Consider the following 24,087-nt stretch of genomic DNA (forward strand, 5'->3'; position numbering starts at 1 on the left):
TTATGAGCCTGGATACCCTTACCCCTGCCGTTGACAAAACGGCCTTTCGTCATGCGATGTCGCGCCTGGGCGCGGCGGTCAACATCATTACCACGGAAGGTCCTGCCGGACGCGCAGGCTTCACCGCCTCTGCGGTGTGCAGTGTCACGGATGCGCCCCCTACACTGCTGGTCTGCCTGAACCGTTCGGCCTCGGTTTATCCGGTGTTCCGCGAAAACATGCAGCTCTGCGTCAACACCCTGGCGGCGGGCCATGAAGCGCTCTCCACGCTGTTTGGTGGTAAAACCCCGATGGCTGAGCGGTTTGTGGCTGCAGAGTGGTCGACGGCCGTTACCGGCTCGCCGGTGCTGAGCGGCGCGGTCGCCTCCTTTGACTGCCGGATCACTCAGATTGTCAGCGTCGGCACCCATGACACCCTGTTCTGTGAAGTCCTGGCCGTGGTGCGCAACGACGATTCTCACGGCCTGGCCTGGTTTGACCGGGGATACCATCCCCTGATGCGGCAGGAAGCCTGATAACCCTTCCCTGAAACCCACCGGCATTCATAACGCTCTGGAGTAGACGATGGCACGATCCTGGTTTCCGCAATGGCAAAAGAAGTCGGCTTTAACAGAAAACGGTATTATCGCCCCGGATGAGACACTGCCTGCGGGGCAGACGCTGGTGCTGGGTTTACAGCACGCGGTGGCGATGTTTGGCGCAACGGTGCTGATGCCGCTGCTGATGGGACTGGATCCCAATCTGGCGATTCTGGTCTCCGGAATAGGGACCCTGCTGTTCTTCTTTATTACCGGCGGTCGCGTGCCCAGCTATCTCGGGTCGAGCGCCGCGTTTGTGGGCGTTGTGATTGCGGTGACCGGTTTCAGCGGTCAGGGACTGAACCCCAACCTCAGCGTGGCGCTGGGTGGCGTCATCGCCTGCGGCCTGCTCTATACGCTGATAGGCGTGGTGGTAATGAAATCCGGCACCCGCTGGATTGAGAATCTGATGCCGCCCGTGGTGACCGGAGCCGTGGTGATGGCTATCGGGCTGAATCTGGCGCCGATTGCGGTGCACAGCGTCTCCGCCTCCGCCTTCGACAGCTGGATCGCGGTGATGACCGTGTTATGTATTGGCCTGGTGGCTGTCTTTACCCGCGGAATGGTTCAGCGCCTGCTGATTCTGGTGGGGCTGATTCTGGCGTGGGCGATCTATGCCCTGCTGACTAACGTTCTGGGACTGGGCAAGCCGGTGGATTTTACGGCGCTGTCACAGGCGGCGTGGTTTGGTCTGCCGCATACCACCTCGCCGACCTTCGATCTGCATGCGATGGTATTAATCGCCCCCGTCGCCATTATCCTGGTGGCGGAGAACCTCGGCCACCTGAAAGCGGTAGCGGGCATGACCGGACGCAACCTCGACCCGTATATGGGACGCGCCTTTGTGGGCGATGGTCTTGCCACGATGCTCTCCGGTTCAATCGGCGGCAGCGGGGTGACCACCTATGCGGAAAACATCGGGGTGATGGCAGTGACCAAGGTCTACTCGACGCTGGCATTTGTTGCTGCGGCGGTCATCGCGATCCTGGCCGGTTTCTCGCCGAAGTTCGGTGCGCTAATCCACACCATTCCGGCGCCGGTGATCGGCGGTGCCTCGATTGTGGTCTTCGGACTGATTGCGGTGGCGGGCGCGCGCATCTGGGTACAGAATCAGGTCGATTTAGGCCAGAACAGTAACCTGATCATGGTGGCGACGACGCTGGTCCTTGGCGCAGGTGACTTTGCGCTTAAAATCGGTTCATTCACGCTGGGCGGCATCGGCACGGCGACCTTTGGGGCGATTATCCTCAATGCCATTCTGCGCCGTAACCGCGCCATGCAGCAGGATAAGCTGGCGCGTCAGCAGGGTTAACTACTCCAGCGGTGTGGCAGCAGGCTGCACCGCTTTCTTTCGTTTCAGCCGCAGTTCACTGACAATCACGCCACAGACAATCAGCGCCCCACCTACCAGCGCCAGTGCAGGCAGTCGCTCACCGGCGATACGTCCGACCACACCCGCCCAGACCGGCTCACCGGCGTAAATAACCGTGGCACGCGTGGGTGACACGCTGCGCTGCGCCCAGTTCATCGTGACCTGAATCAGTGCGCTGGCGGCGCCCAGTCCCAGCGCACTGAACAGCAGCGGCATGGAAATCACAGGTACCGTCTCCCCATTGGGGATCATCAGCGCAAAGGCGCACAGCGACGCCACCGCGAGCTGGATCATCGTCACGCGACGCACATCGACCCGACTGGCAAAGCGGCTGATTAAGATAATCTCAGCGGCAATCGCCAGCGTACTGAACAGGGTGGCTATCTCCCCGGCATTCAGGCTGATACGGCCATCCTGCGGCCCCGCCACCAGCAGCAGACCGGTGAAGGCCAGCACAATCCCCAGCCATGACATGATGCCCGGCGGACGTCGTAAAAACAGCCATTGCAGCAGCGGCACCACCGGCACGTAGAGCGCAGTGAGAAACGCGGACTGACTGCTGGAGATGGTCTGCATTCCCCAGGTCTGCAGACCGTAACCGCCGGCAATCGACAGGCCAATCAGCGTCCCGGCTTTCACTTCCAGCCAGGTTATTCCTTTGAGATAGCGCCGGAAAAAGAGCGCCAGCAGCAGTGCGGCGGTGGCAAAACGCAGACCGACGAAAAAGAAGGGTCCCGAGTGCTGCATCGCCCGATGCACCACCAGAAAGGTCCCGCCCCAGATCATAGTTATAAAGATTAACACCAGCTCCTGCCGCGTCAGGCGCAGGGATAAGCCGCGGAGAGTGTCCGACATAATTCACCTGATAAAAGATTCGGACAACATTGTGGAGGAGAGCGAGGGGGAAAAGCAACGACGTTAACCGCCGGATCTTACCGGCGGCTATCAGGGGATTAAGCGTCCGTTTTCTTCGGACTGCTGCGTCCGCCCTTTTCGCCGGCACGCGCGGCACGCTGCGGATCGTTTTTAAAATTACCGCCGCTGTTTTTGCCCCCTTTGCGTCCCGCTTCTGCGGCACGTTCACGGTTTTCAGCAAAATTACCTGAACCGCCACGATGTGTTGTCATGATGTGCTCCTGTCGCGTAGTGCGATAAATAAGAATGAGAAAGTCGAGAGCTGACGGCCCGGGGCCTGGATTCAACCCATGGTTAAAGAATAGCCAGATTCTGCTTTCATCCCGCGCACAGTCACATTTAGCAACAGACTATTCACCACCGATTTGACTAAATAACGAACATTCCTCTGGCTTACAACCGATTAGCTGCGGAATTATTACACAGCTAAACCCGCCCATTCCTTCCCTCCCCTGCGTAAAACGAAAGCTCTTCTATACTTTTTCTGGACGTCTAAACCACCTGGAGAGATCAATGGCTAAGATTCTGGTGCTTTATTACTCAATGTACGGACATATCGAAACGATGGCGAACGCGGTTGCTGAAGGCGCTCGTCGGGTTCCCGGCGCGGAAGTGGATATCCTGCGGGTACCAGAAACGATGGAGGCCAGTCGCTTTGCGGAGGTGGGCGGCAAAACCGATCAGCTGGCGGCAGAGGCGACGCCGGATGTGCTGCCGCAGTATGACGCCATTATCGTCGGCACCCCGACCCGCTTCGGCAACATGTCCGGTCAGATGCGCACCTTCTGGGATCGCACCGGCGGCCTGTGGGCATCAGGTGCCCTGTTTGGCAAGGTCGCCAGCGTCTTCACCTCAACCGGCACCGGCGGCGGTCAGGAACAGACCATTACCTCGGTCTGGACCACCCTGGCGCATCACGGCATGGTGATCGTGCCCATCGGCTATGGCACCAAAGAGTTGTTTGATATCTCTCAGGTGCGCGGCGGAACACCTTATGGTGCGACCACCCTGGCAGGCGGGGATGGCTCACGTCAGCCCACGGAAGCGGAGCTGAACATCGCCCGTTTTCAGGGCGAACATGTTGCCAGCCTGACCACTAAACTGCAGGACTGATTTAATCAAAGGAGAAAAGTATGTCTACTGAACAATCAAAAGCACATCACGTTGGCGAATGGGCCAGTCTGCGTCATACCTCCCCTGAAATTGCTGAGGCCATTTTCGAAGTGGCTGATTACGATGAGAGACTGGCAGAAGAGATCTGGCGTCAGCAGGGCAGTGACGATGTACTGATTCGCGCCTTTGAAAAAACCGATAAAGATCTCCTGACCTGGGATGACAAACCCGTAGAACGTAAAAACGTCTGATTCAGGGGCGGGATCTTCCCGCCCTCAATTTTTTCGCTCACCAAGGAGAACGCTATGTCTTCCTATCAAAGCATTAATCCCGCCAACAACCAGTTGCTGAAGAGCTGGCCATCCCATGATGATGCCGCCGTCAGCCATGCCCTGAAAGTCGCCGACCAGCTGTTCCACTCCTCCTGGAGCAAAGGGGACATTCAGCCGCGCCTGCAGGTACTGAAAAAGCTGGCTGACCTGATTGATAGCCGTGCGGAAGAACTCGCCACCATCGCCAGTAAAGAGATGGGTAAACTGATTGGTCAGAGCCGGGGCGAAGTCAAAATCTGCTCGCAGATTGCCCGCTACTACGCTGAGAATGCTGAGCGCATCCTGCAGCCGCACACCTACCACAGTGAGCTGGGCGAAGCCTGGGTTGAGTATCACCCGATTGGTGTTCTGGTGGCCGTTGAGCCGTGGAACTTCCCCTACTATCAGCTGATGCGCGTGCTGGCGCCTAACCTCGCGCTGGGTAACCCGGTGCTGGCAAAACATGCCAATATCGTACCGCACTGTGCCGATGTCTTTGAAAAACTGGTTCGCGAAGCAGGTGCGCCTGAAGGAGCCTGGACGAACCTGTTTATCTCTACGGAACAGGTCGCGGATCTGATTGCTGACGATCGGGTTCAGGGGGTTGCCCTGACCGGTTCCGAGCGCGCCGGTAGTGCCGTGGCCGAACAGGCCGGTAAGCACCTGAAGAAATCGACGCTGGAGCTGGGCGGCAACGACGTCTTTGTCGTACTGGATGATGCCAATCTTGATGAAGCCGTGCGTCAGGGTGTGCAGGCGCGCCTGAGCAACTGCGGTCAGGTCTGTACGGCGGCAAAACGGTTTATTCTGCATGAGAAAATTGCCGATCGCTTTATCAGCCAGTTCAGCGCGGCGCTGAGCGCGGCGACGCTGGGTGATCCGCTGGATGAGAAGACCACGCTGGGTCCGCTTTCCTCGGCAGATGCACGCGACCGTCTGGTTAAACAGGTTGATGAAGCTGTTGCCAGCGGCGCAAAACTGCTGACCGGCGGTAAAGCCGTTGACGGCGTGGGCTGTTATTACCAGCCCACGATTCTGACCGGCATCACACCCGATAATCCGGCTTACTATCAGGAGTTCTTTGGCCCGGTGGCACAGGTCTATGTGGTGGCAGACGACCAGGCCGCGGTAGCGCTGGCCAACGACTCTCACTATGGTCTTGGCGGCTCCGTCTGGACGCGGGATATTGCCCGTGGCCGCAGGCTCGCTTCTGCCATTGAAACCGGCATGGTGTTTATTAACTCGCAGAGCGACACCTCCGCAGAGCTGCCTTTTGGCGGCGTGAAACGTTCCGGCTATGGTCGTGAACTTTCCGATCTGGGCATCAAAGAGTTTGCTAACCAGAAACTGGTTGTTGTGGCGGGATAGGCTGCCGCAGGTATAAAAAAACCCCGTCTCGACGGGGTTTTTTATTGTCAGCAGGATAGGGATATTACGGTGTCGCTTCAGCCGCTGACTTTGTTTTATCGTTCTGCGCGCTGGCAGACGGTGTTGCAGTATCAGCCTTGTCAGCCGTGGCGTTGTCACCGGCTGATTTCGCCGCTGCGTCATCCGCTTTGGCAGCAGCCGCGTTCTCCGCTTTGGCCTTCTCAGCCGCCGCTTTATCAGCGGCAGCTTTATCCGCTTTAGCCTTCTCCGCTGCGGCTTTGTCAGCGGCAGCTTTCTCCGCTCGGGCCTTCTCTGCTGCGGCTTTGTCGGCGGCAGCTTTCTCCGCTCTGGCCTTCTCCGCTGCGGCTTTGTCGGCGGCGGCTTTATCTGCGGCAGCCTTATCCGCATCCGACTGCGCTTTGTCTGCGGTCGCCTTATCGGCTTCCGCTTTGTCAGCGGCAGCATCCTGCGTCGCAGCGGCTTTCGCACTGTCGTCATCAGATGGCGTCGCGGCGGCTGGCTGTGGTGCAGCGGCTGGCTGCATTGGCGTGCCCTGCAGCGCCGCGTTCAGCGCCTGAGAGAACTGATCCCAGCTGCAATAGCCGTTAGCATCCGTCGGGCAGCCCGCCAGTTGCAGCGTCACACGTTTCGGCGGGTTTTTCAGACTCAGCACGTCCGCATTGCGCAGCTGATCGGCACTCTGATAGACATATTCGACTTTGAGCAGGTCTTTGTCATTCTTTGCGTCGTGCCAGCGTTCAAAGACAACCTGACCGCCAATCGGCGTTTTTTCCCAGGTATCAGGCAGCTCATACGGCTTCACCTGCAACGCGCTCAGCAGCGAGGCAATGTTTGAATCGTGCCCCACCATCAGCGTAATAGCTGGTGCGCTGGCTTTATCCTGATCGACCAGCTGACTGCGGATGTAATCCACCAGCGGGGCCGCTACTTCGCGCGAGATATCCGGACTGGTAAACAGCGCGTCCTGATAGCCATTTTTAATGGCCGACAGCTCTTTCCACTGTTCAGGCGTCTTGATCTGTCCCCACGCCACCTGCTCCAGCGGGAAACCTTCATAATATTGCAGGGTGAACGCATCCATCAGCGAGTTACCCACTTTCAGCGGGCCACTGACATTCGGCTCTTTGCCATTTTCCGCGCTGAAGGTGTTCTGACCGCTGCTCAGATCGCACTGCTTTTTATTGTTACAGGCAGGCGAAGATTTATAGTCAACAATCTTCTCAAGACGCTGGAAAGCAGGCTTCAGCGAGAGTTTTTCATTTTCGGCAGCCATCGCGGCCAGCGCTTTCTTGTTGAAGGCTTCGCTGCCATCCGTGATGACCGGATTAAAGATAGGATCCATGGTGCCCATCGCATCCTGATGCGTGACCGCGATGTCACAGCCCGGGAAAGCGCCATTGACAAAGAACTGGGCGGTCGCAACGGTACGCTGCAGGCTGTTGGCATAGACAAAGACATTATTGCTGTCAGGACAGCTGCCGTTCTTCGCCAGTCCCTGCTGGGCCAGCCACTGACGGGTATAATTACCCATGTAGATTTCCAGCACGCCACCTTTGGTGGTCAGCTGACCGCCAGGAACGTCCCACTGTGGCCAGCTTTTTTTGGTGGACTGCTCCAGCACGCTGCCGTTATCGGCCAGCGGCGCACGCAGATTGTGACGGCTTAGCATCAGGACCTGCTGCAGCTGCATATCACCTTCAGCCGCCAGCGCGACGGTTCCGACCGGCAATGCTGCGAGCACTGACAATGCGCAAAGACTCAGTTTCTTGATCATTGTGCCTATTCCATTCATTCAGTAAAGAAACACTCTGGCTATCAACCGATTAGCTCGCCTCAGAGCGATGTAATCCCTAGTGTAACTCAGCTCGCCTCAGAAAAGCGCCAGATGTTTGCAAAAACGGTGAGTAGACTATAGCAGAGAGGATAAAGAGAGATGAATGCAAAGCCGGATGCGGCTCAGTGCGCCTTTTCGGCATGGCAGAAGAACAGAGGAAGGCAGAAACGAAACAGGCCAGCACTCAGTGCTGGCCTGTAAAATCTGGCGGAGGAGGAGAGATTCGAACTCTCGGATGGTTTCCCATCGGCGGTTTTCAAGACCGCTGCCTTAAGCCACTCGGCCACCCCTCCGTTTTGAAACAGTACTGCATTGGCAAAATAATCAGCTGACATTTTGCCACTTTATTGCCCGAGGCAGATAAAGTGGCGGAGGAGGAGAGATTCGAACTCTCGGATGGTTTCCCATCGGCGGTTTTCAAGACCGCTGCCTTAAGCCGCTCGGCCACCCCTCCGCAATGACGCGCACTATAAACATCCCGATTATCGATGTAAAGCCTGTATCTGACTGTTCGCATGAAAAACAGCCATTTCCTGTTTTTTCGCTGTCAAAATCACCACCCTGCTCAAACAATTAGCAGATTAGCGCGTAAAGAAGGGTAAAACGGCTTTTCCCTCTTTAATGGCCTGCGTATTCTCGGCTCATATCTAGTGTTCTGCTTAAAGGAGCGCAACATGGAAAGAATTGTCACCTCATCGCAGTCCTCACTGCTCTCAACGCACAAAGTTCTGCGCAATACCTATTTTCTGCTGGGATTAACCCTGGCTTTCTCAGCCGTGACGGCCACAGCCAGCACCCTGCTGGCGTTACCCGCTCCCGGTCTGATCCTGATGCTGGTCGGCTTCTATGGTCTGATGTTTTTAACCTACCGTCTGGCTAACAGCCCGATGGGCATCCTGGCCGCCTTTGCCTTCACCGGCTTCCTGGGTTACTGCCTGGGTCCGATCCTGAGTTCTTTCCTGACCGCAGGGATGGGGGATGTGATCGCGCTGGCGCTGGGTGGAACGGCGCTGGTCTTCTTCTGCTGTTCCGCGTATGTGCTGACGACCCGCCGTGATATGTCCTTCCTTGGCGGAATGATGATGGCGGGCTTTGTGGTGCTGCTGGTCGCGGTAGTGGCTAACCTCTTCCTGCAGTTACCTGCTCTGCATCTGGCTATCAGCGCCCTGTTCATTCTCTTTTCAGCCGGCGCGATTTTGTGGGAAACCAGCAATATCATCCACGGCGGAGAAACAAACTATATCCGGGCCACGGTCAGCCTCTATGTTTCACTCTATAACATCTTTGTCAGCCTGCTGAGCCTGCTCGGTTTTGCCCGCAGCAACTGACAGACACGTGCATCAGCGTTGAAAACCCCGCTCCGGCGGGGTTTTTGCTTTTACTGTTACGCCAGTTTGCTACACTGCGCCGTCATTTACAGAGAGGAAGTCACGTGAATTTTAACGGTAACGAAATCGCCGTCGATGCCGAAGGCTATCTGAAAAATCCCAGCGACTGGAGTGCAGCGCTGGCTGAACATATTGCCGCGCAGGAAGGCCTTACGCTGACCGACGCCCATTGGGAGGTCGTCCATTTTGTACGCGCCTTCTATCTGGAATTTAACACCTCCCCCGCCGTACGAATGCTGGTGAAGGCGATGGCGAAGAAGTATGGAGAAGAGAAAGGCAACAGCCGCTATCTGTTTCGTCTTTTCCCTGACGGGCCGGCTAAGCAGGCGACGAAAATCGCAGGCCTGCCCAAACCGGCCAAATGTCTCTGACTATCCGGTCGTAAAGCCGCGTGGGGTTGATGACGGCTGGTGCGGCTCCACCCGTACACTGTCTACCCGCGCGCTGCGTGGCCCGCCCGCTTTGAGCCAGTCGATGAGGGCCCCGACCTTTTCCGCCTCGCCCCAGGCCAGCACTTCGACACTGCCATCCTCCAGGTTACGCGCATAGCCCAGCACGCCCAGCGCGCGGGCTTCGGCCTGGGTGCTGTAACGGAATGCGACGCCCTGCACGCGGCCATAAACCCATGCTTTAAAACAGGCTGCTGACATACTGCCCTCCTGCTGCTGTTCGTTGCAATTTCCCGTTATCCACCGGACAATGGCACCTCATTTTTTCAGGTAAGCATAGCAAACTATGACAGTCAGATTGATTCTCGCAAAGGGACGTGAAAAGTCCCTGCTCCGTCGCCATCCCTGGGTCTTTTCAGGCGCTGTCGCGCGTCTGGAAGGTAAAGCGCAACTGGGTGAAACCATTGACGTGTGTGACAGTAACGGCAAATGGCTGGCGCGCGCCGCCTATTCTCCTCAGTCACAGATTCGCGCCCGTGTCTGGAGCTGGCAGGCCGATGAATCCATCGATATCGCCTTCTTTGTGCGCCGTTTTGAGCAGGCGCAGCAGTGGCGCACATGGCTGGCAGCGCGCGACGGTCTGGACAGCTATCGTCTGATCGCCGGTGAATCTGATGGTTTACCGGGCGTCACCATTGATCGCTTTGGCAATTTTTTTGTTCTACAGCTGCTCTCCGCTGGAGCCGAATATCAGCGTGCGGCGATCATTACTGCCCTGCAGCAATGTTTCCCCGGCTGTGCTGTCTATGACCGATCCGACGTCGCCGTGCGGAAGAAAGAGGGGCTGGAACTGACGCAGGGCACGATTACCGGCGAACTGCCGCCACCTCTGCTGCCGATTACTGAGCATGGCATGAAGCTGCTGGTTGATATCCAGGGCGGCCATAAAACCGGCTACTACCTCGATCAGCGAGACAGCCGTCTCGCCACCCGCCGTTACGCTCAGGATGCCCGCGTACTTAACTGCTTCTCCTATACCGGTGGATTCGCCGTCTCGGCATTGATGGGCGGCTGTAAAGAGGTGATCAGCGTTGATACTTCGCAGGAAGCGCTGGATGTGGCACGTCAGAACGTCGAACTGAATGAACTCGACCTCTCCCGCGCGCGCTTTGAGCGTGATGATGTCTTCAAACTGCTGCGTCGCTATCGTGACAGTGGGGAGAAATTTGATCTGATCATTATGGATCCGCCGAAGTTCGTCGAAAACAAAAGTCAGCTGATGGGCGCCTGTCGCGGCTATAAAGATATCAACATGCTCGCCATTCAGTTGCTGAATCCCGGTGGCGTTCTGCTGACCTTCTCCTGTTCCGGTCTGATGGCCACCGAACTGTTCCAGAAGATCATTGCCGATGCCGCACTGGATGCCGGCCGCGAGGTGCAGTTTATTGAACAGTTCCGTCAGGCAGCGGATCATCCGGTGATCGCCAGTTACCCGGAGGGACTCTACCTGAAAGGTTTCGCCTGCCGCGTCATGTGACTTGAAAAATTGGCTCCTGCCCCCATATTGGAAAGAGAGCTTTTTTTCGGAGGTCACTATGATTGCCAGTAAATTTGGTATTGGTCAGCAGGTTCGTCATCGTTTGTCCGGCGTACTGGGCGTTATTGTTGATGTCGATCCTGAGTACTCGTTAGATGAGCCTAAAATTGAAGAGGTTGGCGCGGAAGAGAAGATGCGTTCGGCACCCTGGTATCATGTCGTGATGGAAGATGAAGAAGGCGATCAGGTGCATACCTATGTTGCTGAGATTCAGCTTTCGGGCGAAACCAGCGTTGAACACCCTGAGCAGCCCTCAATGGATGAACTGGCGGCCTCAGTGCGTCAGCAGCTTCAGGCGCCTCATCTGCGACATTAATCTGTGGCGGCACCCTCTGCCGCCACACATCTCTTCTCAGCGCGTGATCCCCAGCCGCGGAATCTCAATCTTCGGACAGCGATCCATAATCACCGTCATACCCGCATCCTGTGCCAGCACGGCCGCCTGCTCATTAATCACACCCAGCTGCAGCCATAGGGTTTTTGCGCCCACTGCAATCGCCTCCTGGGCGACGCCCCACGCGGCTTCAGAATTGCGAAATACATCCACCATATCGATATGGCCCGGAACATCTGCCAGGCTGGCATACGCCTGCTGCCCCAGCAGCGTCTTGCCCGCCAGCTTCGGGCTGACCGGAATCACGTCATACCCCTGATCAAGCAAATATTTCATCACGCCGTAGCTGGGACGCTCAGGGCGATCGCTTGCCCCGACTAAGGCGATGCGTTGGGTGCGGGTCAGCACCTCGCGAATTGTCTGGTCGTTCATCGTTATCTCCTTTCAGGCCAGAGTTGAGTGTAGATGGGCACACCCCCGAACGGTTAAGTCAGTGACGTAATTAATTGAGCCAGCGCACGATTAAATATGTTTAAATGTAAACTCACTGCCATAATGTAAGAATTTGCTACACATAATCCTGTGTGTCATCAGTTACCGGAGTTGAAATGAAGCTGTCGCTGGCTGTAATGGGGTGGGTCGCTCTCCTCGTTTCGGCGTCCTGTTCTGCCATCACGTTAAAGCTCGATCCGCAAATCGATCTGCTGGTGCTGGATGGCCGTAAGATTTCAGGCTCGCTCCTCAAGGGCGCAGACAGTTTAGAGCTGGACCGGGGTCAGCATCAGTTTCTGTTTCGGGTAGAGCAGCAACGAAAAGGTCAGAAAGAGAGCACCCTCGCCTATCAATCGGTGCCGATGATCGTCACCTTCACTGCCGTGGCTAAAACCATTACCATCCGGCTGCCTGCGCTGGAGACAAAACGCGAGCGCTATCACTTCGATCGCAGCCTGAATTTTCTGCTGGTGGATGAGAAAGGGAACGAAATCACCACCCTGCGCGATCGTCTGCCTGCCGCGCCCGCTGTCGACATGGAAAAAGCGATGGTGAACTACAATCGCACCGGTCAGATAGCCTCTGTGCCTCGTTTTGCCCATTCGGCCTCTGAGACGCCTTCTGCGGTCAGTCTGACCGCCGATCTCGACTGGACGATTGAGGCGGAGCATCCCTCACTTCACCGCTGGTTTCAGCGCTTTGACGAAGCGACGCGTCAGCAGTTTCTGACGCTGGTCAAAATGCTGCGCACCAGTTGAAAGCGCTGAAAGCGCAGAGGTAAACTCGCGCTATCGCTTTTTCCGCATGACCCTGAATGGAGACGTTTGTGGAGCAGACTACCCGTACCCTTGGCAAACAAAAACATATCGCACTGGTCGCCCATGACCATTGCAAAGCCGCTCTGCTTGAGTGGGTTAAACAGAATCAGCCTGCACTGGAATCCCATATCCTCTATGCGACCGGCACCACCGGGAATCTGATCAACCGTGACACCGGCCTGAATGTCACGGCCATGCTGAGCGGCCCGATGGGCGGCGACCAGCAGGTAGGCGCGCTGATTTCAGAAGGAAAGATAGATGCGCTGATCTTTTTCTGGGACCCGCTCAATGCGGTACCCCACGATCCCGATGTCAAAGCGCTGCTGCGTCTGGCAACCGTATGGAATATCCCGGTCGCCACCAATCGCTCCACCGCAGATTTTATTATTCAGTCGCCGCTGTTTGCACAAAGCAGCGAGATCATGATCCCTGACTATGCGCGCTATCTGGCTGGACGGCTGAAGTAACTCAGGCTTTACGCAACACCGGTACACCCAGCTCACGGAAGTGCCCGACAAAAGGTGACGGCGCGCTTTTATCAAACAGCAGAAAAACCTGCTGGCGCGCCCGTGTCAGGGCGACGTAGGCCAGGCGGCGCTCTTCTGCATCCGGGAACGCTTCCGGCTGCGGTAACAGGCCCTGTTCGATAATCGATTCGCGCACGTTTGCCGGAAAGCCCTCTTTGCCCTGCTGCAACCCCAGCAGAATGACGTAGTCCGCCTGCTGGCCTTTACTGGCATGGATGGTCATAAATTCCAGATTGAGTTTCGGCCAGCGGGTTTTGGCTTTGTCCAGCACATCCGGTCGCAGGTAGTGATAGCGCGCCAGCAGCAGGATGCGCTCATCAGGCTTTACATAGCCGCTGAGTTTATTCAGCAACGGCTCCAGCTGATCGTCCGCCAGCAGTGAAATCGACTTTTTATTCCCTTTGGTGATGCTGTTAAGCGGCTTCGCCAGCTGCTGCGGATTCTGCTGGATAAAACGGTTCGCAATGTCGCCGATGCGATCGTTAAAGCGGTAAGTGGTATCCAGCACACAACGGTCACCCTCACCAAAGTAGTGATGAAACGCCGTCGTCAGCGTCATCTCTGCACCGCTGAAGCGGTAGATGGCCTGCCAGTCATCGCCAACGGCAAACAGGGCGGTGCGCCTGTTCTGCTGGCGTAAAGCGCTGAGCAAGGCGGCGCGCTGCGGTGAGATATCCTGAAACTCATCCACAAGAATGTGTTTCCAGGGGCTGATAAAGCGCCCTTTTTCCAGCAGAGCAATCGCCTGATGAATCAGCCCCGAAAAATCGACCGCGCCCTCCTCTTTTAACGCACTCTTCCACGCTTTCAGCAGGGGAGCCATCAGCCTGATACGTTTGCTGAACAGATCGCGCATCTCTTCAGGCACTTCTGCGATCATCGCGGCCTGCGCGCCGCCATGCATGCGCATCAGACCCAGCCAGCGTTCGAGCCGGGACGCCAGGCGCTTAGCCAGTTTGTCATCCTCCCAGAATGGCCCCTCCGGCACCTCCCACTCCAGCTCGTCACGCAGCCATTGGCGCCAGCCGTTGGCCTGGGCCTTTTTTTCATGACACTGCTGCCGCCATTCCTGAATCAGCAGTGCACGACGTGCATCGGCATCGCTCTCCAGCTTGCTGATGACCGGCTGTTTGTTGCTGCCTTCACGAATAATATGCAGGGCCAAAGAATGGAAGGTTCGCGCCTGAATGTCACTGGCTGACAGTCGCGACTGGATACGGGCGTTCATCTCTTCTGCAGCCTGTCGGCCAAAGGCCAGCAGCAGAATTTGCTCGGCGCTGGCGAGATTGCGCTGCATTAACCAGCCCGCACGCGCCACCAGCACGGAGGTTTTACCGCTCCCGGCGCCCGCCAGCACCAGCAGAGAATTTTCGCCGTTGACTACCGCCTCGCATTGCGATTGATTGAGAGGCGTACTCTCGACCGTGTCGAAGAATGCCCGGTAACGGGTCAGCATTGCGGCGGTCCAGTCACGGTTTCGCTGCCGCAGGGCCGCCTCGCCCTGCTCCAGCCAGCGCTGACAGAAAGCCTGGTTTTCACGACAGTCAGCAAAATCCTTTAGGCGGGAGAGCGGCAGCGGCAACGCATCGAACTGCTGAATAATGGTGTTTTTCAGCGCCTGCAGTTCATGCCGGTTCAGCCAGCGATCCTGCGCACTGAATGCCTCAATGTCATCACGCAGGGTCTGCAGCACGTCGCGGCACACCGCACTCATCTCCAGGCTCCAGCTCTGCCAGGCCTGCAGCAGATAGTGATAAAAGCGCTGCGTTTCCTGCCATTCCGTGCCATGCAGCCGCACCACTTTTTCATCAGCCAGCAAAAATTCAAGTTCGCCCCACACCACGCCGCGTTTGCAGGCGATATCCAGCAACTGATTAAAAGGGATCAGGTACTCATGCTTATCGCCACTGACTTCGACGCCCGCTGCCATCAGACGGACACGATTATAGGGATGCCGGGCAAGTCGTTTGCCCATCGAAGTTGCTTTCAGTTCCACGCCGACACTCACGTCAGAGAATAGGATTCGGGGAAGTTTACCTGTCAGACCCTTGGCGCTCCAGCCTTAAAACAGGCTAAACTTGGCGTCACATCTTGCGGAATGCAAAAGGAAAAGAAGATCATGCGCACCGTCTTAAACGTTCTCAATTTTGTCCTGGGCGGTTTTTTCACCACCCTGAGCTGGCTGTTTGCCACCCTGATCAGCATTGTACTGATTTTTACCCTGCCGCTGACCCGCTCCTGCTGGGAAATTACCAAACTCTCGCTGCTGCCATTTGGTAACGAGGCGGTGCATGTGGATGTGCTTCGCCCTGAAAACAAAAGCCACATCATGAACACCGGCGGAACCTTTCTGAATATCTTCTGGCTGATTTTCTTCGGCTGGTGGCTCTGCCTTTCCCATATCTCTGTCGGGATTGTTCAGTGCATCAGCATCATCGGCATTCCGGTCGGGCTGGCTAACTTCAAGATCGCCGCGATAGCACTCTGGCCGGTTGGACGCCGGGTGGTGTCAGTGGAAGAGGCGCAGGCTGCGCGCGAAGCCAATGCCCGCCGCTATTAATATGATGTCAGCTACGCTGCCGGGCTGGCGCAAATATCTGTTTAACAGCGCCTGGCGCTATCTGCTGCGCATCCTGTTTGCGCTGAGCGGATGCGCCGCTATTCCCTGGTGGCTGCACCAGATTGAGTGGACCATCCCGCTGACGCTGGGCGTGGTAGCGGCGGCGCTGGCCGATCTCGATGATCGTCTGGCGGGCCGCCTGAAGAATCTGCTGATTACCCTGCTCTGCTTCTGCATCGCCTCGGTTTCCGTCGAGTTACTGTTTCCCTGGCCTCTGGCCTTTATCACTGGCCTCGCGATCTCAACCTGGGGTTTTATTCTGCTGGGCGCGCTGGGTCAGCGTTACGCGACGATCGCCTTTGGCGCGCTGCTGATTGCGGTCTACACCATGCTTGGCATCGGGTTGTTCAGTCAGTGGTACATGCAGCCGATCCTGCTGCTGGTCGGCGCGCTCTGGTACAACCTGCTGACACTGCTGGGTCACCTGATGTTCCCGGTGCGACCGGTGCAGGAGCAGCTGGCCGGCAGTTTTTCACAACTGGCGCGTTATCTGGATGCGAAAGCAAATCTGTTCGACCCGGATGCGGGTGAACAGGATGATGCCGCCTTTGTCGAGGCGGCAATGGTCAACAGCCAGTTAGTGGCCCAGCTCAACCTGACCAAAACCACGCTGCAGAGTCGTCTGCGCGGCGATCGCGGCTCTCGCGGAACCCGCCGCAGCCTCCACTACTACTTTGTGGCGCAGGACATTCATGAACGGGCCAGCTCATCTCACCTGCAATATCACCTGCTGCGGGGTGACTGGCGCTATAACGAAATTCTGTTTCGCTTCCAGCGGCTGCTGAATATGCAGGCTCAGGCGTGTCGGCAGCTGGCGCATTGCATCCTGATGCGCGAAAGATGGGTGCATGACAGCCGGTTTGAGCGCGCGTTTGAACGTCTGCAAAAAGCCATAGAGCGTCTGGAGCAGCGTGAACCGGAAGCCGCCCATACGCGTGCGCTCTTCTGGCTGCTGCGTAATCTGCGTGCCATCGACGCTCAACTCGCCTCGATTGAATCTGAACAGACCCTGTCAGGGGAAGACACTCAGCACAGCGACAATCTGCTGTCGCGAGAAGGGCTGAGTGGCTGGAGTGATATCCGGCTGCGCTTCAGCCGACATCTCACGCCCGCGTCGGCGCTGTTCCGGCATGCTGTCCGGATGTCTGTGGTGCTCTGTATCGGCTACGGTTTTATTCAGGTGACCGGACTGGAACGCGGTTACTGGATCCTGCTGACCAGTCTGTTTGTCTGTCAGCCTAACTACAACGCAACCCAGCGACGGCTGGCGTTGCGTATCGGCGGGACGCTGGCCGGTATTGCGATTGGACTGCCCGTTTTATGGCTGGTGCCCTCCATAGAAGGTCAGTTAATCCTGATCGTTATCTCCGGCGTGCTCTTTTTTGCCTTCAGACAGGTCCAGTATGCGCAGGCCACGCTGTTTATTACGCTGCTGGTGCTGCTCTGTTTTAACCTGTTAGGTGAAGGATTTGAGGTCGCCCTGCCACGGGTGGTGGATACCTTACTGGGCTGTGGGCTGGCCTGGCTGGCTGTGGCCTTTATCTGGCCTGACTGGCGTTTCCGTCAGTTACCGGCCGTGGCAGAACGGACTCTGCAGGCCAACTGTCGTTATCTTGACGCCATCATGGAGCAGTACCATCAGGGCAAAGACAACCGACTCGCCTATCGCATTGCGCGTCGTGATGCGCACAATGCCGATGCTGAGCTGGCGTCGGTGGTGTCAAATATGAGCAGTGAAAGTCGCACCAGCCAGAAACTGCGTGAATCCGCTTTTCAGCTGCTCTGTTCTAACCACTCGTTTCTGAGTTATATCTCAGCACTGGGTGCCCACCGCGATAAGATCAGCGATCCGGCACTGCTGACGCTGCTGGATGACACCGTATGCTACGTGGAGGATGTGCTGCAGACGGAGGTGGTCAGTGATGAACAGGCAGAGGCGATGCGCCAGCCGTTAGCTCAGCGCATCAGCCAGCTGGCTGCAGATGCAGACACGCGTGCGCCACTGGTGCTCCAGCAACTCGGTCTGCTGGTGGCACTGATGCCTGAAATGGCTCGCCTGCGCCGCACGCTACTCGCCGACTAACCTTTGCTGCTTCCGGGCGCTGTGTCAGACAACAGCGTACGCTGAAACCAGGCGTTCAGCTCGGCCCGGGTTGCCTGCGGCAGTGCAGCAGCATGATGACCGGTGATTGCGCCCTGCAGCGCCAGCAATGTCTGAAATCCGACGTGCTGGTTGATGGCTTTCAGCTTCAGCCAGCACTGTTTGGCCCCCATCTGGTAAAGATGGTTGACGCTCATGATACCCGCGTCATACAACATCATCTCCAGACGGACACTGAGGTTGGGCAGATCTTTGAGTCGCGGTGAACCCTGCCTGTCCTGCAGCTCCAGCTGCGCCGTTTCCAGTGAGGCGGCGGAGAGCGCCAGCAGGTGCTCAGGATCGCGCCATAACGTCTCATCGACGCGGTAGTAATTGAGACTGACCAGCTTACCCCGCTTGCGAAACACCAGCGGCTGCAGAGGCCGATCGGTGATGTACGCCTGCAGGGGTTCACTGGCGCGCAGGTAGAGCTCACCCTGATTGATTAACGCGAAAACCACACTCTCTACCGCCAGTGCATACCCGCCAAACTGGGTACGGGACTCAATGGCTCCCAGTGGGGCCAGATGCGCTCTGGAGCGCTCTACAACCGGATTCACCTTTTTCATTGCACCACCTCCATGTCAGAAACAGACCGTAAATTGCCTTGGGTATCAGGCAATTAGAAGATAGGAAAAAGCGTAAGCGGGTTCAACGAATAAATAGGGGTTCGCCTAATCTTGTCGCGTTTTTGCGAGGCGTTTTCAGAAATTTGGGTTGATCTTTATCCAGGATGACAGTACTGTATATTCATACAGTCAACTGCTGGTGATTAACTTATGCGAACCCAACATCCTGATAATGCACGCTATGCTCATCGTTATGCGTCCTCTTCTGTTCCGGCGGCTCAGCCTGGTGGAATTACAGAGTTACGTTACAGTGAGCAGCCCGGAATGATGCAGATGTTACTGCTACCGTTATTGCAGCAATTGAGTCAGCAATCACGCTGGCAGCTGTGGTTAACCCCCGCGCATAAGCTGAATCGCGCCTGGCTACAGGAATCGGGATTACCGCTGAATAAAAGCATGCACATCGCCGATTCAGAACGACTGAATGCGGTTGAGGCGATGGTCAGGGCGTTACGCACAGGCAATTACAGCGTGGTACTGGCATGGATCCCCTACGAGCTGGATGAAGATGAGCGTCGTCAACTGGAAAATGCGGCAGCAGAGGGTGAAGCGCTGGGGCTGATTTTGCGTTCAGGCGGGACATCGGAAGCGCCTCTCAGACCACAAAACCCCATAAAAATTCAGTCGGATTTGTTTCATTAAGTAAAAATAAGAAGTTTCTCAAGCTATTTTTCTTATCTGTCGTCGCTAAACCACTGATTCTGTTAGTTCGAGCATTGACAATGGTTTAGCAGGTTTTTCAGGCTTGCTGCCGCGACAATACTACCAGGCTAATTGTTAGAAATTGTGTATAAATCGCTGTTTTTTTACAGAAGCGCCTCACATCATACTTGTAAGTTTCCAATCTCGTTGTAGACTTTATCTCGCCAGGGTGCTCAATAACCTCCGTTTTTTTGCGGTAGAGTCATAAGCGAGCGTTTTGACCCGGCGAAGGATTTAAACCAAGAGCAACCTTTTTGCTCATTGCCTATTTGGATGATAACGAGGCGCAAAATGAAAAAGACAGCTATCGCAATTGCAGTGGCACTGGCTGGCTTCGCTACCGTAGCGCAGGCCGCTCCTAAAGATGACACCTGGTACACCGGTGCTAAACTGGGCTGGTCTCAGTATCACGACACTGGTTACTACGGTAACGGTTATGAGAACAACAACGGTCCAACTCATGAAAGCCAGCTGGGCGCAGGTGCGTTCGTTGGTTATCAGGCAAACCCATACCTGGGTTTCGAGCTGGGCTATGACTGGCTGGGTCGCATGCCTAACAAAGGCACCGTGACTAACGGCGCATTCAAAGCACAGGGCGTTCAGCTGGCAGCTAAACTGAGCTACCCAATCTATGACGATCTGGACGTGTACACCCGTCTGGGCGGCATGGTATGGCGTGCAGATGCTACGCAGACTAACCCAACTACTGGCCGCATCAGCGACCACGACACCGGCGTATCTCCGCTGGCTGCTGTAGGTGTTGAATACGCACTGACCAAAAACTGGGCTACCCGCCTGGACTACCAGTGGGTTAACAACATCGGTGATGCACAGACCGTTGGTGCACGTCCAGACAACGGCATGCTGAGCGTAGGCGTTTCTTACCGCTTCGGTCAGGATGACGTCGCTGCACCAGCTCCGGCTCCGGCCCCAGCTCCAGCACCCGTTGTTGAAACCAAGCGTTTCACTCTGAAGTCTGACGTTCTGTTCACCTTCAACAAAGCGACCCTGAAGCCAGAAGGCCAGCAGGCTCTGGATCAGCTGTACAGCCAGCTGAGTTCAATGGATCCTAAAGATGGTTCCGTTGTCGTACTGGGCTTCACTGACCGTATCGGTTCAGAGCAGTACAACCAGAAACTGTCTGAGAAACGTGCTCAGTCAGTCGTAGATTACCTGGTTTCTAAAGGTATCCCTTCTAACAAGATCTCTGCACGTGGCATGGGTGAATCTAACCCAGTCACCGGCAACACCTGTGACAGCGTGAAAGGCCGTAACGCCCTGATCGACTGCCTGGCGCCGGACCGTCGCGTAGAAATCGACGTTAAAGGCATCAAAGACGTTGTAACTCAGCCACAGGCTTAAGTTAACACGTAATAAAAAACCCCGCTCAGGCGGGGTTTTTTTATGCCGGTAATAAAGGGATGTTCAGAGCTGGCCACCCTGCTCCACCTGCCCGGCTAGTCGTTTTCTGAACCTGATTTACCCAGAATCGCCTGCAGGTCCTGCTTCAGACTCGACATCTGCGTAGCATATTTCTCTTTGCGTTCCGCATCCTCGATCAGCTGAACAATGGTCTCAGAGAGGGTACAGCCGCGCCGCTGTGCCAGTCCGGCCAGTCGCTGCCAGACCAGATACTCCAGGTCGATCGATTTTTTTCGGGTATGCTGATGTTCTGCATTAAAATGGCGTTTCCGCCGTGCACGGATGGTCTGTTTCAGCCGGTTATCAAGATCGGCATGGATATGTTCAGCAATCCATTCATTCACCGTCACCGGATTATTTTCCATCGCCAGCAGTTTATCGACTGCCGCCTGCGCCGCACTCAATTCAAGGTGACGCGTGATCAGTTCACCTTCCCGATGTTTTTTCACCAGGTATTTCCACTTCCATCCACTTTCAAGATTTTCGAGTTGCTGGTATTTCATCGGAATCTCATCGTGATCACGTAACGAGCTAAGAATAACAGCTTTTTTCCCGGATGCAGCAACGAAAAACATGCTGTCAGCTTCACAACTTCACCAGGAAGTCTGCAGTGCTTAACCAGGGTGAATCCTGTATAATCTCGCTTTTCTTAAAACAGATAAATGCGATTATTTTGACCAGCACCCAACTTACGTGGCAGACCCTACAGCCGGATAGCGCACCATACCAATCCGTTTTCTCCCGAATTGCTGATGAAGAAACTGATGCTCTGGCAACGGTACAGCCCCGGTTGCTGAATGCGCTGGCGCATTTACATCATCAGTCGCAGGGATTCCCGTTACTGCTGGTTCGAAGCCAGGAGAATCGCGATTATCTGACCTTCATTGCCCAGGCCGCGCAGCGGGTGATGTCCGACAGTACCACGCTGTACGGCGGTGATTACCATATCATGGGTGACACTATCACGCTCCTGCCGCCCTCCGATCCTCAGCGCCCGTTCACCAGTCAGGGTGGCATTCATTTTGCTGAATGGGTTGAGATGGAGCAGCTGTTTGGCTGCGTACGCCAGTATAAAGATCGCCTCCAGCCTGAACCGGGCCTGATCCATCGCGCCAATGGCGGTACGCTGGTGCTCTCACTGCGAAGCCTGATGACCCAGCCGATCCTCTGGTTGCGCCTGAAAAAAGCGATTGAGCAGGGCTACGTGGAGTGGACTTCTCAGGACGAGCGCCGGCCCCTGCCCGTCTCTGTTCCGCCTGTGCCGCTCAGGCTGAATCTGGTGCTGTGCGGAGACCGCGAGGTGCTGGCCGATTTTCAGGAGCTCGATCCTGAAGCGCATGAAATGGCAATTTATACCGAATTTGAAGAGAACATTCAGATTCTGGATGAAGATGACATGCTGGCCTGGTGTCGCTGGAACGAAGAGCTGGCGCGTCAGGCGGGTCTGCCGGTTCCGGAAGCGGACTTCTGGCCGGAACTGATTAAAGAGGGTGTACGTTATAGCGGCGATCAGGAGACATTGCCCCTCTGTCCGCGCTGGCTGCAGCGCCAGATGCGCGAGTCAGCCCTGATGGGTGACACGCTCAATGCCGAAGCGCTTCGCGACGCACTGGAAGCCCGCTTATGGCGTGAGAACTATCTCAATGAGCGGATGCGGGATGAAATCCTGCTGCGACAGATTCTGATTGAAACCGAAGGTGAAGTGGTCGGTCAGATCAACGGCCTCTCGGTCGTTGAATATCCTGGCCATCCCCGCGCCTGGGGCGACCCGACACGGATTACCTGCGTCGTTCACCCCGGTGATGGGGAGTTCATGGATATTGAGCGTAAGGCGGAGCTAGGCGGCAATATCCACGCTAAGGGCATGATGATCATGCAGGCTTACCTGATTGCAGAGCTGGAGCTCGATCAGCAACTGCCCTTTTCAGCGTCAATGGTATTTGAGCAGTCATACTCTGAGGTTGATGGCGACAGCGCCTCTCTGGCCGAGCTCTGTGCATTGATCAGCGCGCTGGCTAACCAGCCAATCAATCAGCAGATTGCCGTCACCGGATCGGTAGATCAGTTCGGCAACGTCCAGCCGGTAGGCGGCCTGAACGAGAAGATTGAAGGTTTCTTCGAGATCTGCCATCAGCGTGAACTCACCGGCCAGCAGGGCGTCATTATCCCGGCCTGTAATGTGCGTCATCTCAGCCTCAGCCAGGCAGTGGTCAGTGCGGTAGAACAGGGCCGTTTCCACATCTGGGCTGTAGAACGTGCTGATGAGGCCCTGCCACTGCTGACCGGTAAAATATGGCGTACGGAGGATGGCGAGGGCGATTGCCTGCTGCACACCATCCAGGAACGCATCAGCCTGTTCAACCAGCCGGATGTCCCGCAACGTCCCTGGGCGCTGCGCTGGCTTAACTGGTTCAACCAGCGTTAATCCGATTTGCTCAGCGTACAACTGTTCGCTAATATTCGTGATTCACTAAAACAAGGCTTATTGAAAACATGGTAGATAAACGCGAATCCTATACCAAAGAAGATCTGATTCTGTCAGGTCGTGGTGAACTGTTTGGCGAAAATGGTCCGCCGCTTCCTTCCGGCAACATGCTGATGATGGACCGCGTGGTCAAAATGACCGAAGACGGCGGCAAATATGACAAAGGCTTTGTTGAAGCAGAACTGGATATCAATCCCGATCTCTGGTTCTTCGGCTGCCACTTTATTGGCGATCCGGTGATGCCAGGTTGCCTGGGTCTGGATGCCATGTGGCAGCTGGTGGGTTTCTATCTGGGCTGGCTGGGCGGCGAAGGTAAAGGTCGTGCACTGGGCGTGGGTGAAGTGAAATTCACTGGTCAGGTCCTGCCGGACGCGAAGAAAGTCACCTACCGCATTCACTTCAAACGCGTGATCAACCGCAAGCTGGTGATGGGCGTGGCAGATGGCGAAGTGCTGGTTGACGGTAATCTGATCTACACCGCCAGCGATCTCAAAGTGGGTCTGTTCAAAGACACCGCGGCATTCTGAGCATTCTGCACAGAAACAAAAACCTCCGCGCCAGGCGGAGGTTATTTTCCTTTTTCAGTGACATCCGGTTATGCTGCTACCGACCTGTCCTCCATGGCTTGTCGCCAACCTCCCAACCAGTGAGACTTAGCGTCAATCAACTGATACGGACACATCTCTTTTGAGCGTCCAGTAATGCCTGCCTGATAACCACGTGAATGGGCGCGTTCGAGGCGGTCTCGTTTCTGTCTCTTCATACTCCGTGTCCCTCATGTAAGGTCTGTGGAATCTGGTGGAAAGAAAAGTGGTGAATTAATGTTCAACCACTCTTACGTTCTACCCCCTGCGCACCCAAAGATCAATGCGCAATCTTCATGCCACTGTCATAAATGTGACCTTAATCGGAAAAGAAAGCGCGGTTTTGTGATGGAGATGGCAACACTATCGCCCTGATTAAGCTAATAAAAAGCCCCTGAATCATGCCGTTACATCGCGACATTTCATCTGGGGCTTAGCTTATTTATTC

Annotated in this window: 26 protein-coding genes and 2 tRNA genes; 17 read left to right on the forward strand and 11 right to left on the reverse strand. The window is 55.9% G+C overall.

Annotated elements, in window-relative coordinates; translation table 11 throughout:
* Positions 1–2: 2 nt before the first annotated feature.
* Both rutF and rutG read left to right on the forward strand, forming a co-directional pair.
* Positions 3–515 carry an NADH-dependent FMN reductase RutF gene (gene rutF / locus FJW00_RS13030; RefSeq protein WP_033736345.1) on the forward strand — a complete coding sequence of 171 codons (513 nt, stop codon included), beginning with the start codon at positions 3–5 and terminating at the stop codon, positions 513–515.
* Positions 516–564: 49 nt separating this feature from the next.
* Complete coding sequence (gene rutG / locus FJW00_RS13035) at positions 565–1,890, forward strand: pyrimidine utilization transport protein G (protein ID WP_058958004.1); 1,326 nt, start codon at positions 565–567, stop codon at positions 1,888–1,890.
* Here the strand turns inward: rutG and FJW00_RS13040 are convergent, their stop codons facing one another.
* Positions 1,891–2,805 (reverse strand): DMT family transporter, encoded by a 915-nt coding sequence (locus tag FJW00_RS13040; protein ID WP_140924379.1) that lies wholly within the window; start codon positions 2,803–2,805, stop codon positions 1,891–1,893. It abuts the gene before it with no gap.
* Positions 2,806–2,903: 98 nt separating this feature from the next.
* The gene (locus tag FJW00_RS13045) at positions 2,904–3,077 is read right to left on the reverse strand and encodes a con-10 family general stress protein (protein WP_009091008.1); all 174 of its coding nucleotides are present in this window, start codon (positions 3,075–3,077) and stop codon (positions 2,904–2,906) included.
* Between the two features lie 301 nt (positions 3,078–3,378).
* Between FJW00_RS13045 and wrbA the strand changes: the two genes are divergently transcribed.
* The 3 genes from wrbA to FJW00_RS13060 are packed head-to-tail and all read left to right on the forward strand — an operon-like array spanning position 3,379 to position 5,657.
* The gene (wrbA, locus tag FJW00_RS13050; protein WP_009091010.1) at positions 3,379–3,978 is read left to right on the forward strand and encodes an NAD(P)H:quinone oxidoreductase; all 600 of its coding nucleotides are present in this window, start codon (positions 3,379–3,381) and stop codon (positions 3,976–3,978) included.
* 20 nt (positions 3,979–3,998) lie between these two features.
* Positions 3,999–4,229 carry a YccJ family protein gene (locus FJW00_RS13055; protein WP_009091011.1) on the forward strand — a complete coding sequence of 77 codons (231 nt, stop codon included), beginning with the start codon at positions 3,999–4,001 and terminating at the stop codon, positions 4,227–4,229.
* Between the two features lie 54 nt (positions 4,230–4,283).
* Positions 4,284–5,657 carry an NAD-dependent succinate-semialdehyde dehydrogenase gene (locus tag FJW00_RS13060; protein ID WP_140924381.1) on the forward strand — a complete coding sequence of 458 codons (1,374 nt, stop codon included), beginning with the start codon at positions 4,284–4,286 and terminating at the stop codon, positions 5,655–5,657.
* Between the two features lie 64 nt (positions 5,658–5,721).
* Here the strand turns inward: FJW00_RS13060 and agp are convergent, their stop codons facing one another.
* The 3 genes from agp to FJW00_RS13075 all read right to left on the reverse strand — a co-directional run bounded on the left by agp (position 5,722) and on the right by FJW00_RS13075 (position 7,966).
* On the reverse strand, positions 5,722–7,452 hold the full coding sequence (agp, locus tag FJW00_RS13065) for a bifunctional glucose-1-phosphatase/inositol phosphatase (RefSeq protein ID WP_140924383.1): 1,731 nt from the start codon (positions 7,450–7,452) through the stop codon (positions 5,722–5,724).
* Between the two features lie 265 nt (positions 7,453–7,717).
* Positions 7,718–7,805: transfer RNA gene (locus tag FJW00_RS13070), tRNA-Ser, on the reverse strand.
* A gap of 73 nt (positions 7,806–7,878) precedes the next feature.
* Positions 7,879–7,966: transfer RNA gene (locus FJW00_RS13075), tRNA-Ser, on the reverse strand.
* A gap of 220 nt (positions 7,967–8,186) precedes the next feature.
* Here FJW00_RS13075 and yccA point away from each other — a divergent pair.
* Both yccA and FJW00_RS13085 read left to right on the forward strand, forming a co-directional pair.
* The gene (gene yccA, locus FJW00_RS13080; RefSeq protein WP_009091017.1) at positions 8,187–8,840 is read left to right on the forward strand and encodes an FtsH protease modulator YccA; all 654 of its coding nucleotides are present in this window, start codon (positions 8,187–8,189) and stop codon (positions 8,838–8,840) included.
* A gap of 104 nt (positions 8,841–8,944) precedes the next feature.
* Positions 8,945–9,271 carry a TusE/DsrC/DsvC family sulfur relay protein gene (locus tag FJW00_RS13085; protein ID WP_009091019.1) on the forward strand — a complete coding sequence of 109 codons (327 nt, stop codon included), beginning with the start codon at positions 8,945–8,947 and terminating at the stop codon, positions 9,269–9,271.
* Here the strand turns inward: FJW00_RS13085 and yccX are convergent, their stop codons facing one another.
* Positions 9,272–9,550 (reverse strand): acylphosphatase, encoded by a 279-nt coding sequence (gene yccX / locus FJW00_RS13090; protein ID WP_140924385.1) that lies wholly within the window; start codon positions 9,548–9,550, stop codon positions 9,272–9,274. It abuts the gene before it with no gap.
* A gap of 85 nt (positions 9,551–9,635) precedes the next feature.
* On the opposite strand from yccX, the gene rlmI reads away from it, so the two are divergent.
* Together rlmI and hspQ are read left to right on the forward strand one after the other, a co-directional pair.
* Positions 9,636–10,826: a 23S rRNA (cytosine(1962)-C(5))-methyltransferase RlmI gene (rlmI, locus tag FJW00_RS13095; RefSeq protein WP_009091023.1), complete on the forward strand. Its 1,191-nt coding sequence runs from the start codon at positions 9,636–9,638 to the stop codon at positions 10,824–10,826.
* Between the two features lie 58 nt (positions 10,827–10,884).
* Positions 10,885–11,202, forward strand: a complete 318-nt coding sequence (gene hspQ / locus FJW00_RS13100; RefSeq protein ID WP_009091024.1) for a heat shock protein HspQ — start codon at positions 10,885–10,887, stop codon at positions 11,200–11,202.
* 36 nt (positions 11,203–11,238) lie between these two features.
* On the opposite strand, the gene FJW00_RS13105 is transcribed toward hspQ, so the two are convergent.
* Positions 11,239–11,652 carry a CoA-binding protein gene (locus FJW00_RS13105; protein WP_009091026.1) on the reverse strand — a complete coding sequence of 138 codons (414 nt, stop codon included), beginning with the start codon at positions 11,650–11,652 and terminating at the stop codon, positions 11,239–11,241.
* 176 nt (positions 11,653–11,828) lie between these two features.
* On the opposite strand from FJW00_RS13105, the gene FJW00_RS13110 reads away from it, so the two are divergent.
* Together FJW00_RS13110 and mgsA are read left to right on the forward strand one after the other, a co-directional pair.
* Positions 11,829–12,470, forward strand: coding sequence for a YccT family protein (locus FJW00_RS13110; RefSeq protein WP_140924387.1), 642 nt, complete (start codon positions 11,829–11,831; stop codon positions 12,468–12,470).
* 68 nt (positions 12,471–12,538) lie between these two features.
* On the forward strand, positions 12,539–12,997 hold the full coding sequence (mgsA, locus tag FJW00_RS13115) for a methylglyoxal synthase (protein WP_009091029.1): 459 nt from the start codon (positions 12,539–12,541) through the stop codon (positions 12,995–12,997).
* Between the two features lies 1 nt (position 12,998).
* Here mgsA and helD read toward each other — a convergent pair whose 3' ends face one another.
* On the reverse strand, positions 12,999–15,053 hold the full coding sequence (gene helD, locus FJW00_RS13120) for a DNA helicase IV (RefSeq protein WP_140924389.1): 2,055 nt from the start codon (positions 15,051–15,053) through the stop codon (positions 12,999–13,001).
* Between the two features lie 123 nt (positions 15,054–15,176).
* Here helD and FJW00_RS13125 point away from each other — a divergent pair, with 123 nt between their 5' ends.
* Complete coding sequence (locus FJW00_RS13125) at positions 15,177–15,617, forward strand: YccF domain-containing protein (protein WP_009091033.1); 441 nt, start codon at positions 15,177–15,179, stop codon at positions 15,615–15,617.
* A 1-nt stretch (position 15,618) separates the two neighbouring features.
* Positions 15,619–17,760, forward strand: a complete 2,142-nt coding sequence (gene yccS / locus FJW00_RS13130; protein WP_370528393.1) for a YccS family putative transporter — start codon at positions 15,619–15,621, stop codon at positions 17,758–17,760.
* Here yccS and FJW00_RS13135 read toward each other — a convergent pair.
* Entirely contained in the window at positions 17,757–18,386 is a 630-nt protein-coding gene (locus FJW00_RS13135; RefSeq protein WP_058958010.1) for a TfoX/Sxy family DNA transformation protein, read from the reverse strand. The genes yccS and FJW00_RS13135 overlap by 4 nt on opposite strands.
* A gap of 210 nt (positions 18,387–18,596) precedes the next feature.
* On the opposite strand from FJW00_RS13135, the gene sulA reads away from it, so the two are divergent.
* Together sulA and ompA are read left to right on the forward strand one after the other, a co-directional pair.
* Positions 18,597–19,088 (forward strand): SOS-induced cell division inhibitor SulA, encoded by a 492-nt coding sequence (sulA, locus tag FJW00_RS13140; protein ID WP_111208080.1) that lies wholly within the window; start codon positions 18,597–18,599, stop codon positions 19,086–19,088.
* Positions 19,089–19,439: 351 nt separating this feature from the next.
* On the forward strand, positions 19,440–20,510 hold the full coding sequence (ompA, locus tag FJW00_RS13145; protein WP_046101549.1) for a porin OmpA: 1,071 nt from the start codon (positions 19,440–19,442) through the stop codon (positions 20,508–20,510).
* A 95-nt stretch (positions 20,511–20,605) separates the two neighbouring features.
* Here ompA and matP read toward each other — a convergent pair whose 3' ends face one another.
* Positions 20,606–21,073, reverse strand: coding sequence for a macrodomain Ter protein MatP (matP, locus tag FJW00_RS13150; protein WP_009091043.1), 468 nt, complete (start codon positions 21,071–21,073; stop codon positions 20,606–20,608).
* A 53-nt stretch (positions 21,074–21,126) separates the two neighbouring features.
* On the opposite strand from matP, the gene FJW00_RS13155 reads away from it, so the two are divergent.
* Complete coding sequence (locus tag FJW00_RS13155; RefSeq protein ID WP_140924393.1) at positions 21,127–22,995, forward strand: AAA family ATPase; 1,869 nt, start codon at positions 21,127–21,129, stop codon at positions 22,993–22,995.
* Positions 22,996–23,063: 68 nt separating this feature from the next.
* On the forward strand, positions 23,064–23,582 hold the full coding sequence (gene fabA, locus FJW00_RS13160) for a bifunctional 3-hydroxydecanoyl-ACP dehydratase/trans-2-decenoyl-ACP isomerase (RefSeq protein WP_009091047.1): 519 nt from the start codon (positions 23,064–23,066) through the stop codon (positions 23,580–23,582).
* A 68-nt stretch (positions 23,583–23,650) separates the two neighbouring features.
* On the opposite strand, the gene rmf is transcribed toward fabA, so the two are convergent.
* The gene (rmf, locus tag FJW00_RS13165) at positions 23,651–23,818 is read right to left on the reverse strand and encodes a ribosome modulation factor (RefSeq protein WP_008925875.1); all 168 of its coding nucleotides are present in this window, start codon (positions 23,816–23,818) and stop codon (positions 23,651–23,653) included.
* Positions 23,819–24,087: the final 269 nt, after the last annotated feature.

The sequence above is a fragment of the Pantoea anthophila genome (assembly GCF_006494375.1).
In the GTDB taxonomy this organism is placed as follows: domain Bacteria; phylum Pseudomonadota; class Gammaproteobacteria; order Enterobacterales; family Enterobacteriaceae; genus Pantoea; species Pantoea anthophila.